General features: G+C 71.9%; 12 protein-coding genes. 8 read left to right on the top strand and 4 right to left on the bottom strand.

Annotated elements, in window-relative coordinates; translation table 11 throughout:
- Nucleotides 1–35: 35 nt before the first annotated feature.
- Nucleotides 36–920: a type I methionyl aminopeptidase gene (gene map / locus HMPREF9719_RS00585; protein ID WP_004600005.1), complete on the top strand. Its 885-nt coding sequence runs from the start codon at nt 36–38 to the stop codon at nt 918–920.
- A 154-nt stretch (nt 921–1074) separates the two neighbouring features.
- Here map and mtr read toward each other — a convergent pair whose 3' ends face one another.
- Both mtr and HMPREF9719_RS00575 read right to left on the bottom strand, forming a co-directional pair.
- Nucleotides 1075–2493, bottom strand: coding sequence for a mycothione reductase (gene mtr / locus HMPREF9719_RS00580; protein ID WP_004600004.1), 1419 nt, complete (start codon nt 2491–2493; stop codon nt 1075–1077).
- A 224-nt stretch (nt 2494–2717) separates the two neighbouring features.
- Nucleotides 2718–3785 carry an alpha/beta hydrolase gene (locus tag HMPREF9719_RS00575; RefSeq protein ID WP_004600003.1) on the bottom strand — a complete coding sequence of 356 codons (1068 nt, stop codon included), beginning with the start codon at nt 3783–3785 and terminating at the stop codon, nt 2718–2720.
- A gap of 195 nt (nt 3786–3980) precedes the next feature.
- Here HMPREF9719_RS00575 and mqo point away from each other — a divergent pair, with 195 nt between their 5' ends.
- Both mqo and cobA read left to right on the top strand, forming a co-directional pair.
- Nucleotides 3981–5471 carry a malate dehydrogenase (quinone) gene (mqo, locus tag HMPREF9719_RS00570; protein ID WP_004600002.1) on the top strand — a complete coding sequence of 497 codons (1491 nt, stop codon included), beginning with the start codon at nt 3981–3983 and terminating at the stop codon, nt 5469–5471.
- A 29-nt stretch (nt 5472–5500) separates the two neighbouring features.
- A complete protein-coding gene (gene cobA, locus HMPREF9719_RS00565; RefSeq protein WP_004600001.1) occupies nt 5501–6277 on the top strand; it encodes a uroporphyrinogen-III C-methyltransferase in 777 nt (258 codons plus the stop codon).
- On the opposite strand, the gene HMPREF9719_RS00560 is transcribed toward cobA, so the two are convergent.
- The gene (locus HMPREF9719_RS00560; protein WP_004600000.1) at nt 6274–7017 is read right to left on the bottom strand and encodes a YaaA family protein; all 744 of its coding nucleotides are present in this window, start codon (nt 7015–7017) and stop codon (nt 6274–6276) included. The two genes, cobA and HMPREF9719_RS00560, sit on opposite strands and share 4 nt — an antisense overlap.
- Nucleotides 7018–7051: 34 nt before the next feature.
- On the opposite strand from HMPREF9719_RS00560, the gene HMPREF9719_RS00555 reads away from it, so the two are divergent.
- Nucleotides 7052–8845 (top strand): proline--tRNA ligase, encoded by a 1794-nt coding sequence (locus HMPREF9719_RS00555; RefSeq protein WP_004599999.1) that lies wholly within the window; start codon nt 7052–7054, stop codon nt 8843–8845.
- 91 nt (nt 8846–8936) lie between these two features.
- On the opposite strand, the gene HMPREF9719_RS00550 is transcribed toward HMPREF9719_RS00555, so the two are convergent.
- Nucleotides 8937–9860 carry a hypothetical protein gene (locus HMPREF9719_RS00550; RefSeq protein WP_004599998.1) on the bottom strand — a complete coding sequence of 308 codons (924 nt, stop codon included), beginning with the start codon at nt 9858–9860 and terminating at the stop codon, nt 8937–8939.
- 40 nt (nt 9861–9900) lie between these two features.
- On the opposite strand from HMPREF9719_RS00550, the gene rimP reads away from it, so the two are divergent.
- The 4 genes from rimP to HMPREF9719_RS00530 form a co-directional block, all read left to right on the top strand.
- The gene (rimP, locus tag HMPREF9719_RS00545) at nt 9901–10533 is read left to right on the top strand and encodes a ribosome maturation factor RimP (RefSeq protein ID WP_004599997.1); all 633 of its coding nucleotides are present in this window, start codon (nt 9901–9903) and stop codon (nt 10531–10533) included.
- The gene (gene nusA / locus HMPREF9719_RS00540) at nt 10534–11559 is read left to right on the top strand and encodes a transcription termination factor NusA (protein ID WP_004599996.1); all 1026 of its coding nucleotides are present in this window, start codon (nt 10534–10536) and stop codon (nt 11557–11559) included.
- A gap of 222 nt (nt 11560–11781) precedes the next feature.
- Nucleotides 11782–12075, top strand: coding sequence for a YlxR family protein (locus HMPREF9719_RS00535; RefSeq protein ID WP_004599995.1), 294 nt, complete (start codon nt 11782–11784; stop codon nt 12073–12075).
- A 192-nt stretch (nt 12076–12267) separates the two neighbouring features.
- Nucleotides 12268–12847: translation initiation factor IF-2 N-terminal domain-containing protein (locus tag HMPREF9719_RS00530; RefSeq protein ID WP_004599994.1), on the top strand; the 580-nt coding region annotated here is incomplete at its 3' end.

The raw sequence follows: 12847 nt of genomic DNA, 5'->3' as shown, positions 1-12847 counted from the left end.
CCGCTTCGACTAAGGCGGTACTACGGTTGGGGGCTATGACTTCGCAACGACAGGGCGGCAAGCTCACCAAGCAGGCCCCCACCCCGATTAGGCACGTGCCCAAGAGCATCGAGCGCCCCGAGTACGCGTGGCAGAACACCGTCCACGAGGACGAGGGCGAGCCGTGGGTGCAGACCGAGGAGACCATCGAGAAGATGCGCGAGTCCTCCCGCATCGCGGCGAACGCCCTCGCCGCGGCGGGCGCGGCGGTGCGCCCCGGGGTCACCACCGACGAGATCGACCGCGTCGCGCACGAGTACATGTGCGACCACGGCGCCTACCCCTCGACGCTGGGCTACCGGGGCTTCGAAAAGTCCTGCTGCGTCTCGCTGAACGAGATCGTCTGCCACGGCATCCCCGACACGACCGTCATCGAGGACGGCGATATCGTCAACATCGACGTCACCGCCTACAAGAACGGCGTGCACGGCGACACGAACCGCACGTTCTTCGCGGGCGACGTCTCCGAGGAGCACCGCCTTCTTGTCGAGCGCACCCACGAGGCGATGATGCGCGGCATCCGCGCCGCGAAGCCCGGCCGGGAGATCAACGTCATCGGCCGGGTCATCGAGTCGTACGCGAAGCGCTTCGGCTACAACGTCGTGCGCGACTTCACCGGCCACGGCGTCGGCCCGACGTTCCACAACGGTCTCGTCGTCCTCCACTACGACTCGGACGCCTACGACGACGTCCTCGAGGAGGGCATGACGCTGACGGTCGAGCCGATGATCAACATCGGCGGGCTCGCCTACGACATCTGGGACGACGGCTGGACCGTGCAGAACCGCGACGGCGGCTACTCCGCCCAGTTCGAGCACACCTTCGTCATCCGCGAGGGCGGCAACGACATCCTCACCGTCGCCGACGGCGAGGAGCCCTAAGCGCCCGCGCATTCCCGGTCGACGCGAAGCGCCGCCCGCGCCCCTCATGTTCTGGGGCGCGGGCGGCGTCGTCGTGTCGGCCCCGGCCTACCCGGCCGCGCGGCGTGGCCGGGCCGAAGCCACGCCGAGGGATGGCGGGGGAGCGGTGTCGGCGTTAGTCCTCGCCGGCGCCCTCGTCGAACTCGAGGCCGAGCAGGGCGTTCTCGATGACCTCGCTTAAGGCCGGGTGGATCCAGTACTGGCCGCGTGCGAGCTTGCTCGCGGGGACGTCGAAGGCCATCGCGGTGATGAGCTGGTGGATGAGGGTGGCAGCCTCGGGGCCGAGGAGGTGCGCGCCGAGCAGCCGCCCGGTCTTCTTGTCCGCGACGAGCTTGACGACGCCGGTGTGGTCGTCGAGCGCCCAGCCGTAGGCGACGTCCCCGTAGTTCTGCACCTTGACCGTGACGTCGTGGCCCTTGTCGATCGCCTCCTTTTCGGTGAGGCCCACGGTCGCGATCTGCGGGTGGGTGAACACCGCCGCCGGCACGAGCTCGTGCGGCAGCTTCTCGAGGTCGTCGGGGTGGAGGAGGTTGTGGGTCACGGCGCGCTGCTCGGCGTTGGCGACGTGCTTGAGCAGGTGCGGCGACGACACGTCGCCGAGCGCCCACACCCCGTCCGCGCTCGTGCTGCGGCCGTACTCGTCGACCGCCAGGCGCCCGTCGTCGGTGACCTCGATGCCGGCGGCGTCCAGGTGGAGATTCTCCGCGTTCGAGCGGCGCCCGGTCGCAACGAGCACCTCGTCGGCCTCGATGGCATCGCCGCCCTCGAGAAGGACGCGCACCCCGTCGCCCGCCTCCTCGAGGCCGGCAACCTGGGTGCCGAAGCGCACGTCGTAGCGCTCCGCGGCGATGTCGGTGATCCGCTTCGAGATCTCCTCGTCGAGGTGGCGCAGCACCCGGTTCGAGCGCACCAGCAGGGTGACCTCCGTGCCCAGCGCGTCGAAGACGTGGGCGAACTCCATGGCGATATAGCCGCCGCCGACGATGACGAGGCGTTCGGGGAGCGTCTCGAGGCGCATGACGTGCTTGTTGGTGCGGTAGCGCACCCCGGAGTTCGCGATCGCCGGCGGCACGACGGTGTGGGAGCCGGCGGCGACGACGACCTGGTCGGCGGAGATGGTCTTCTCCACGCCGCCCTGCGCGGTCTTGAGGGTGCGGGGCGCGACGAAGACGGCGTGGCCGTCGTAGACGTCGATGTTCGGGGTCTCGTCGCCGCGGCGGTACTCCTCGCCGCCGCGGGCGATCTCGTCGACCCGGTCGTTAAAGACGCGGTGCTGGATGTCGTTCCAGCGCACCTGGTCCACGCTCGCGTCGATGCCCAGGTGGGACGAGGTGCGCGCCTCGTAGGCGAGGTCCGCGACCCGGACGAACATCTTCGTCGGGATGCAGCCGTAGTTGAGGCACGTGCCGCCGAAGCGGTCCTCCTCGACGATCGCGATGGAGTGGTCGTCGAACTCCTCGCCCGGGATGGAGTTGCCCGAGCCGGTGCCCAGGATGATGAGGTCGTAGTGGGCGTCCACGTCGCCAGCAGCCATGAAGATCTAAGGCCTCCCGCCATGTCGATGAGCGTCACTCGCCCCGAAGTCTGCCCGCCGCACGAGGTGCTCGGCGCGGCGATCGCCCGGGGCGGCGCCCGCCGGGGTTAGAAGGGGCGGGCGCGGTGCCCTCCCACCCTAGGCGCGCCGCGCGCCCGGCGGCGCCGGCCGGGCCGAGCCGGCTGCGAAGCTCGCCGGGAGGCGAGGCGCGATCGCCGCCCGGGCTAGTCGCCGAGCCGGGCGAGGAACTCCAGCGTCGCCTCGAGGGCCTCCTCGCGGGCGGGCTCCTTCGAGAGGAACACGTCGTGCAGCGCCCCGGGGATGCGCCTGATCGCGGAGTGGGGGCCGAGCTTGGGCGCGGCGGCGGTGATCTGCTCGACGTCGAGGACGGTGTCGGCCTCGTGCGAGTCGGCGGAGTAGGGCTTACGCAGGATCGAGCGGTCCGAGCACAGCGTGAGGATCGGCACCTTAAGGCCTAAACCCTCGTGGACCCGGTCGTGGCCCTCGACGACGGCGCGCAGCCAGCCGGCGCGCTTCGTCACCCCGCCCGGCGGCTTGAGCTCAAGCGAGTAGTCCCACTCGCCGTGCCGGGAGACGTGCAGCGTGTCCGCGTAGCAGGAGCTCTCCTTCATCGGCAGGGCGAGCTCGGGCCTCAGGCGGCCCGCGCCCTTCGCCAGCGCGCGGGCGGCGCTGCGGGTGGGTTCGGGGAACTGGATGTCCAGCCACGGGCTGTTGAGGACGAGCCCCGCGACCCGCGCGGCGAGGCCCGGGTCGCGGTCGGTTAAGGAACGGAGCCACAGCGGGACGATGAGCCCGCCGGTCGAGTGGGCGAGCGGCACGAGCCTCGGGTGCCGGGCGAGCACGAGGGAGGCGGCGGCGTCGAGGTCGGACTCGTAGTCGGCCATGTCGCGCGCGTCGTGGCGCGACTGGCCGGGCCGGTGGGCGCGGCCGCACTTGCGCAGGTCAACCGCGTAGAAGGCATAGCCCTCGGCGTGCAGGCGGCGCGCGACGTGCTCCTGGAAGAAGTAGTCGGTCATGCCGTGCACCCACACAACGGCGGTGCGCTCGTCGAAGCCGGCCGGGGGGTTTGTGGGGTCGGGCAGGTAGCGCACCACGGTCGCCTTGACGTCCCCCTCGCCCTGGGGGTCCGCGCCGAGCTCGATGTCGACGGCCTGGAAGCCCGCGCCGAGCAGGTCGCGGCGCCACTGATCGGGGCGCTGACCGGGGCGGACCGTCGCCCCGGGGGCGGCGGGGGAGGTGGCGTCCGGGCGGCCGTGCTGCGGGGTGGTCATGGCGGCCATCCTAGCGCGGGCGGGTGGCGTGCCGGGGCGGGAACGACGCAGCGTAAACTGTGCCACAGCTTTCGGCGCGCCGCCCGGGGTCTTTCCGGGGCGCGCCGCGCGCCCGCCGGATCCCCGATACCGCGGCTCCGGCGCTGGGCGGCGCAAGCCAGTGAGAGACCGTCCACCGTGGAGGAATGGAAAACAGTGTCTTCGAAGACCGCAGCGAGCGACGAGGTCGACGTCGCGCTCATCGGCGCGGGTGTCATTAGCGCTACGCTCTCGACGATGCTCAAGGAGCTCGAGCCGTCGTGGAGCCAGATGATCATCGAGCGGCTCGACGCGCCGGCCCAGGAGTCGTCCTCGGCGTGGAACAACGCCGGCACGGGCCACTCCGCGCTCTGCGAGCTCAACTACACCCCGGAGAAGAACGGCCGCATCGACATCACGAAGGCCGTGAACACCAACGAGAAGTTCCAGGTCTCCCGGCAGTTCTGGAGCCACCTCGTCGAGAGCGGGCAGATCGACAACCCGGAGGACTTCATCAACCCGGTGCCGCACGTGTCCTTCGGGCGCGGCGAGGACCAGGTGGACTACCTCCACCGCCGCTTCGAGGCTCTCAGCCCCCACCCGCTGTTTCCCAACATGCGCATCACCGACGACCGCGAGGAGTTCATCGAGAAGCTCCCGCTCATGGGGCGCGGCCGCGACCCCAAGGAGAAGGTCGCGATCTCGTGGACGGACGCCGGCACCGACATCAACTACGGCGCGCTGACGCGTAAGTACATCGACAACGCGCAGCGCAACGGCACGGTCGTGCGCTACGGCCACGAGGTCTTGAAGATCCGCGCGGACGGTGCGGGCTGGAAGGTCTACCACAAGAACCGCCACACCGGGGACACGAAGGTCGTCAAGGCGCGCTTCGTGTTCGTCGGCGCGGGCGGCTACGCGCTCGACCTGCTGCGCAGCTCCGGGATCCCGGAGGTCAAGGGCTTTGCGGGCTTCCCGGTCTCCGGCATGTGGCTGCGCTGCACCAACGACGAGCTCGTCGATAGCCACGCCGCGAAGGTCTACGGCAAGGCGCAGATCGGCGCGCCGCCGATGTCCGTGCCCCACCTCGACACCCGCGTCATCGACGGGAAGAAGGGCCTGCTCTTCGGGCCTTTTGCCGGCTGGACCCCGAAGTTCTTGAAGTTCGGCTCCTACCTCGACCTGTTCCGCTCGATTAGGCCGGACAATATCCCCTCCTACCTCGGCGTCGCCGCCCAGGAGTTCGGGCTCACCAAGTACCTCGTCACCGAGCTGCTCAAGAACTTCGACCAGCGCATCGAGGCGCTGCGCGGGTACGTTCCCAGCGCCGAGGGCAAGGACTGGGAGACCGTCGTCGCTGGCCAGCGCGTCCAGGTCATCAAGCCGACCCGCGCGCCGCGCTTCGGGAGCCTCGAGTTCGGCACCGCTCTGGTCAACAACGCCGAGGGCACCATCGCCGGCCTGCTCGGCGCGTCGCCGGGCGCGTCCATCGCGCCGGCCGCGCTCCTCGAGCTCCTCGAGCGCTGCTTCGGTGACCGGATGATCGCCTGGGGCGACAAGATCAAGGAGATGATCCCCTCCTACGGGCTCAAGCTCGCCGACAACCACGACCTCTTCGAGGAGCAGTGGGAGCGCAGCCAGAAGGCGCTCAACCTCGAGCGCGACTAGACCGGGTGGTGCGAGTAGCCTAGACAGCCATGTCTAGCTCGAGCACCGCCCACAAGCCGGGCCGGGTCACGCTCATCGGGGGCGGGCCCGGCGCCGTCGACCTCATCACCCTGCGCGGCGCCCGCGCCTTAGAGCGCGCCGACGTCATCCTCACCGACCACTTAGGCCCCGCCGAGGAGCTTGACCGGCTGGTCGACGTCACCGCCAAGGAGGTCATCGACGTCGCGAAGCTGCCCTACGGGCGCCGCGTCGCCCAGGAGCGCATCAACGAGCTGCTCGTCGAGAACGCCCGCGCGGGCAAGGAGGTCGCCCGCCTGAAGGGCGGGGACCCGTTCGTCTTCGGCCGCGGCTTCGAGGAGCTCGCCGTGTGCGCCAAGGCAGGGATCCCCTGCGAGGTCATCCCCGGGATCAGCAGCCCCATCGCCGTGCCGGGGCTCGCGGGCATCCCGATCACGCAACGCGGCGTCGTCCACGCCGCGACGGTGGTCTCGGGCCACGTGCCGCCGGGACACGAGTCGAGCCTCGTCGACTGGCGCGCGCTCGCGAAGAGCGGCGCGACGATCGCGGTGATCATGGGCATGCGCAACGCCCGCGCCATCGCCGACGAACTCGCCGCCGGCGGCCTCGACCCGGCCACGCCCGCCGCGATCATCCAGGAGGGCTCCACAGCCCGCGAACGGGTTGCGCGCTGCGAGCTCGGAACGCTCGCCGACACCATCGAGGGGCAGGGCTTCCGCTCGCCTGCGGTCTACGTCGTCGGCGCGGTCGCCGGCCTCGAGCCGGGGGAGGCGGGCCCCGAGGGCTAGACGACGAGGGTGACCTCCGAGCCGTCGGGCCCCTCGACGCTAAAGCCCGCCTGGCGGGCGATGTCAGCAACGCCGGCGGCGTCGGCCGGCTCCTCCGGGGCGAGCGCCAGCGCCCGGGCGAGTAGCCCCTTGTGGCGCTTGTTGTCGTGGCTGACGACCTTGCGCGCCCCGTCGCGCTCGGTCTCGACGCGCACGGTCACCGCCTCACGAGCTCGGCCCAGCTGCCGGTAGGTCCCCGAGCGCAGGTCGACGACGAGCCCCTCCTCGGCGGCGCGGGCGAGCTCCTCGCTGATCAGCGTCCCGAAGCGGGCCCGCATCGTCGGGCGCGAGCCGTCGGGCTTGGGCAGCTTCGTCTGCCCGGAGAGCCGGAAGAAGGGGATGGGGTCGAGCCCCCGCTCGAGCCCGAAGAGCGCCGAGCCCACCGCGAGCCGCCCCTTCGCCGACTCCGGGAGGCTCTCCTGGTCGAGGGCGTCGAAGAGCACCCCGGTGTAGCGCTCCAGGGCGGGCGCGGTCGGGGAGTCGAAAAGCTCGGCGGTAAGTGCCACCTCGTCGGCCTTGCGCCCGCTGATCCCCAGGACCTCCAGCGCCTCGTCGGGGGTTTTCGCGCACAGCGAGACGAGGTCGCGGGCGATCTCCTCGCGGGCCGGGTTGAGCCCCGGAAAGCCCAGCTTCCCGAGGTCGAGCGGCGCGCCCGCACCGCCGGGCGCCTTGGTCTCGGAGGGCGGTAAGACTACTAGCATCGGCCCACAAGCCTACCGGGTAGGCTAAGTGCCCATGATCGAACGCCTCTCCAAGCTCTTCGTGCGCACCCTGCGCGAGGACCCGGCCGACGCCGAGGTCCCGAGCCACAAACTCATGGTTCGGGCGGGGTACATCCGCCGCGTCGCGCCGGGGGTGTACTCCTGGCTTCCGCTGGGCTTGAGGGCCCTGCGCAAGGTGGAGGCCGTCGTGCGCGAGGAGATGGACGCCATCGGCGCCCAGGAGCTGCAGTTCCCCGTGCTCGTGCCGCGCGACCTCTACGAGGTGACCGGCCGGTGGACCGAGTATGGCGACGCCCTTCTGCGTCTCAAGGACCGCAAGGGCGCGGACCTGCTGCTCGGGCCGACCCACGAGGAGCTCTTCACCCAGACGGTGAAGGACATGTTCTCCTCGTACAAGGACTTCCCGACGACGCTCTACCAGATCCAGAACAAGTACCGCGACGAGGAGCGCCCCCGCGCGGGCGTGCTGCGCGGCCGCGAGTTCGTCATGAAGGACTCCTACTCCTTCGACCTCGACGACGAGGGGCTCGCCGAGGCCTACGCCCGCCACCGGGCGGCCTACCGGCGGATCTTCGACCGGCTGGGCATCGACTACGTCATCTGCCGCGCGACGTCGGGCGCGATGGGCGGCTCCGCCTCCGAGGAGTTCCTCGCGGTGAGCCCGAGCGGCGAGGACACCTTCGTGCGCGCCACGGAGGGCGACTACGCCGCCAATGTCGAGGCGGTCGTCACGAAGCCGGGCGAGCCCCGCCCGATTGAGGGCCAGCCCGAGGCCGCTGTCGTGGAGACCCCCGGCGCGACGACCATCGAGTCGCTGCTTTCCTGGGCGCACGACAACGATGCGACGATCGACGGCCACCCGGTCGACGCGGAGGACGTGCTCAAGACCGTCGTCGTCAAGGTCACCACGCCGGTCGCCGCGGAGGACGGCGAGGGCGCGGGCGAGGACGTCCGGCTCGTGGGCGTGGCGGTGCCCGGCGACCGCGAGGTGGATTTGAAGCGCCTCGAGGCGGCGGTCGAGCCCGCCGCCGTGGAGCTCGCCGAGGAGGCGGACTTCGCCGCCCACCCGTTCCTCGTCAAGGGCTTCGTCGGCCCGCGCGCGCTCGAGGACCACGGCCTCGAGGTGTGGGCCGACCCCCGGGTCGCGGAGGGCAGCTCCTGGCTCGTCGGGGGCGACGAGCCCGACCGCCACGTGCTCAGCGCGGTGGCGGGCCGCGACTTTCACCCGACCCGCTCGATCGAGGCGGCCGAGGTGCGCGAGGGCGACCCCGCCCCGGACGGGCAGGGCGTGCTCGAGCTCGCGCGCGGCATCGAGATCGGCCACATCTTCCAGCTGGGCCGCAAGTACACCGAGGCCTTCGAGGTCGCGGTGCAGGGCGAGGACGGCAAGCCCGTCACCCCGACGATGGGCTCCTACGGCATCGGCGTCTCCCGCGTGCTCGCCGTCATCGCCGAGCAGTCCCACGACGAGCAGGGGCTCTCGTGGCCGGTGGCGGTCGCGCCGTACCACGTGCACGTCATCGCCGCCGCGAAGGGCGAGGAGGCGCTCGCCGAGGCCGAGCGGCTCGCCGGGGAGCTTTCCGACGAGGGGCTCGACGTGCTGCTCGACGATCGGCCGAAGGTAAGCCCGGGGGTGCGCTTCAAGGACGCGGAGCTTCTGGGCATGCCCTTCTCGCTGGTCGTGGGCCGGGGTTTTGCCGACGGGAAGCTCGAGCTTCGGGTCCGCGGCGGCGAGGCCGGCGAGGTGCCCGCGGAGGAGGCCGTCGACCGGCTCCTCGAGCTCGTCGAGCAGGCCCGCCGCGACTAGCCCGGCGAGAGACACCGACAGCCCGGCGGCCCCCACCGAGGGGCCGCCGGGCTGTCGCGCGTCCGCGGCGGGCCCTGCGGGCGCGGTCGCTTTAGGCCCCGGCGCCGAGCGCCGCGGCGGTGAGCGCGGCGGCGAGCTGCCAGTCGGGCTCCTCGGCGTCGCCGGCGGCCTGGAGCCAGCGCCCGCGGGCGGCCTCGGCGGCCTGCTCGCGGAACTCCTCGGCGCTGGCCTGGTCGCTCGGGGCGGTGGAGTCGTCGTAGTCGTAGGACGCGGCGGGCGCGGGCGCGCCGCCGGCGTCGTCGAGCGCGGTGGTCAGCGCCGAGTGCAACAGCCGGTGGGTGTCGAGGTCCTCCTCGAGGCCGTCGCCGGAGTCCCAGGCCTGCGCGGAGCTCAGCCCGAAGACGATCGCGTCCTCCCAGCCGGCGAGGTCCCGCGCGGCGATCGTGTCGGGCGCCTCCTCTAAGGCCTGGTCGGGGGCGGCGTCGCCGGCGGGCAGGTCGGTGAGCGACGTCGCGGAGATCGCTGCGGCGGCCTGCTCGACGCCGGGGTTGATCGCGGCGAGCAGGTCGACGAGCTGGCGGCCGAGCAGGTCGCGGGACTCCTCGGGAGCGCTCACCGCGGCGGCGAGCGTGTCGCGCACCGCCTCGAGGAGCTCCGGCGGGGCGCCTAGGCCCCCGAGGCTCTCGATGGTCTCCTCGACCGGCGAGGTGCCGTTCTCGCCGGGGGAGTCGACGTCGACCTCTAGGGTCTCGAGGTCGACGTCGCAGCCGCGCGGCAGCGCGCCCTGCTCGGTCGTGCCGCAGAGCCGGATGACCTCGTCGAAGACCTCGTCGGCGTGCGAGGAGAGCAGCTCGGCCTCGCCGGAGTCGGCGGCCTGGCCGGCGGCGTCGCGCAGCGACTGGCCGAGCGCGACGAGCCCCTCGTCGGGGGTGGGGCCGGCGAGATAGCTGCAGCCCGCGACGGGGAGCGCCGCGAGCCCGGCGGTGAGGGCAAGGATGGGTCGGCGAAGAGTCACGAGAGGGGATTATAGGCCCGCCCCGCTAGGGTGGGATGCCATGGCTTTCCCCTCCAACGAGAAGCTCTTAGAGATCCTCAAGCCCGTCGCGGACCGGCTCGGCGTGGTCGCCGAGCGGGTCGAGACCCGCCCGGCGGGCGCGAAGTCCACGGTCGTGCTCGTCGTCGACAGCGACAACGACCTCGGCCTCGACGAGCTCGAGCCGGTCTCCCAGGCCGCCTCCGAGGCGCTCGACGAGGCCGAGGAGGGCGGCGTCGTGTCGCTGGGCGCGGGCTACACGCTTGAGGTCACCACCCCCGGCGTCGACGAGCCGCTCACCAAGCCGCGCCACTGGAGGCGCAACCGCGGCCGGCTCGTCGCCTTCGACGCCGATCCCTTCGCCCCCGAGGGCGCCGACGCCGAGGCCCAGCAGGCGGAGGCGAAGGGCAAGAAGAAGGGCGGCAAGAAGAAGCCCGGAGCCAAGGGCTACCGGTGGCGCATCGGGGCGCTCGACGAGGCGGGCGAGAAGGTCGCGCTCGTGCGCGGCACGAAGGCCGGCGTCGAGGCGCGGGCGCTGCGGTTGCTGGGCGCTCCGCGCGCGGTGGTACAAATTGAGTTCTCCGCCCCGCCGAAGGGCGAGCTCGCCGCGACGGAGCGGAGCTTTGCAGACACAGTCAACGACTCGGAGGAATAAGTGAATATCGACCTTGGCGGCCTCGAGACGATCGAGGCCGAGCGCGGCATCCCGGTCGAGGACATGGTCGAGACCATCGCCGGGGCCCTGCTGCACGCCTATCGCGACATGCGCGAGGAGGAGGCCTCGGTGGGCGCGGGGCGCCGCCGCGAGGAGGGCGAGCGGGCCCGCGTCGAGATCGACACCGAGACCGGGGAGGTCTCGGTCAAGGTGCGGGCCGGCGGCGAGGACGGCGGCGAGCCGCACGAGTTCGACGACACGCCGGTGAACTTCTCGAGGCTCGGCTCGCGGGTCGTGCGCGAGGCGATCCTGCGCAAGCTGCGCGAGCAGGAGACCGGCGTCGTCTTCGAGGAGTACCGCGACCTCGAGCGCACCGTCGTCTCCGGGGTGGTGCAGCGCGACTCGAAGGCCAACCAGCGCGGCATCCAGGTCGTCGAGCTCGGCACCGAGCACGACTCGCAGGACGCGATCCTCCTGCCCGCCGAGCAGATCCCCGGCGAGAAGCTCTCCCACGGCGACCGCATCAAAGCCTACGTCGTCTCCGTGGGGCGCGGGGATCGGCGCGTGCAGATCAACGTCTCGCGCACCCACCCCGAGCTCATCCGCGGGCTCTTCGAGCTCGAGGTCCCGGAGATCGCCGAGGGCACCGTCGAGATCCTCGGCATCGCCCGCGAGGCGGGCCACCGCTCGAAGGTCGCCGTCGCGGCGCGGGCGAAGGGCCTCAACGCGAAGGGCGCGTGCATCGGCCCGCGCGGGCAGCGCGTGCGCAGCATCATGGACGAGCTCGGCGGGGAGAAGCTCGACATCATCGACTATTCGGACGACCCCGCCACCTTCGTCGCGAACGCGCTCGCACCCGCGAAGGTCGTGCGCGCCGAGGTCGTCGACGCGGAGAACCGCGAGGCCCGCGCCATCGTCCCCGACTACCAGCTCTCCCTCGCCATCGGCCGGGAGGGCCAGAACGCGAGGCTCGCGGCCCGGCTCACCGGCTGGAAGATCGACATCCACTCCGACGCCGAGCAGTAGGCGACCCCTCAGGCCCCGGCCGCTGAGCCCCGCGCCGGGCGGCGCGCCCCGGGCTGCCCCAAAGTGCTCACCGCGGCGATTCCCGGCGCCCGCGCGGCGGTGCTAAAATTTTCTGTGGCCTTTTGATAGCGACTATCCGAAAGGCCGCGTTCTGAAGCTGTCCGCCGATATTTGAGGGCACCGTCCGAGCACGAGGGGAGCCAGATGGGTCGAGCCGAGCCGATGCGCACGTGCATCGCCACGCGCCGCACGCGGCCCGCCGGCGAGCTGATGCGCGTCGCCCTCGACCCGAAGGATCCGGGCCGCGTGCTCGCCGACCCGAACCGGGCGCTGCCCGGCCGGGGCGCGTGGCTCACCCCGAGCCTCGAGGCCCTGAGACAGGCGGAGAAGCGGCGCGCGTTCCCGCGCGCGCTCAGGGTGTCCGGTCCTCTGGACACGAGTCATGTCGAATCCGCGATCGCCGCGCGCGACCGCGAGCATGCACCCGAAAGAAGGATAAGGACGACCGAAGACTGATGAGCACACGATGAAGCATCAGCGATGAACGGCAACGACACGAGTCGGAGCCAGCGAACGCGGCCGCACCGCTAGCGCGGCCCCTGTAAAGGCAAGGAAGCCCGGGCGCCCCGCTAAGGGGCGGGCCTCCGCAGGGGTCAGGGAAGCCGGCCGCCTCCGTTGGTCCTCCGACGACGACGGAAAAGGAGAGAAGTGGCCGGCAAGCTACGCGTCCACCAGCTCGCCAAGCAGCTGGACGTGACGAGCAAGGAACTCCTCGCCACGCTCAAGGAGCAGGGCGAGTTCGTTAAGACCGCATCCTCGACCATCGAGCCCCCGGTGGTGAAGAAGATGCGCGCCTACTACGCCGAGAAGAACGGCACCCCCGCCGAGGGCGGCAACGACTCCGCCCCGAAGCCGGGGGCGAAGAAGGCTGCCCCGAAGCCGGGCCCCGCCGCCCCGAAGCCGGGCGGCAAGCGGCCCACCCCGATGACCGCCCAGAAGCAGGCGGAGCACGCCGCCGAGGCGAAGAACCCGAAGAAACCGGTGCAGCGCCCGCCGCGCTACCGCCGGCAGGCGGCCGCCCGCGCGGAGGCGCAGCGCCAGCGCCAGGAGCAGGCGGCGACGAAGAAGCCCACCCCGAAGCCGGGCGAGAAGCGCCCGAGCCCCGCCGCCATGCCCAAGCCGGGCCCGCGGCCGGGCGGCAAGGCGCCGCGCGTGGCGAACAACCCGTTCTCCTCGGGCACGAGCGAGCGGCCGGCGCCGCGACCGGGCGGCACCCGCGGCGCGCAGC

Source organism: Corynebacterium otitidis ATCC 51513, assembly GCF_000296405.1.
Taxonomy (GTDB): domain Bacteria; phylum Actinomycetota; class Actinomycetes; order Mycobacteriales; family Mycobacteriaceae; genus Corynebacterium; species Corynebacterium otitidis.
The sequence above is the reverse complement of the archived record's forward strand: the minus strand, read 5'-3'. Positions and strand labels throughout refer to the sequence as shown.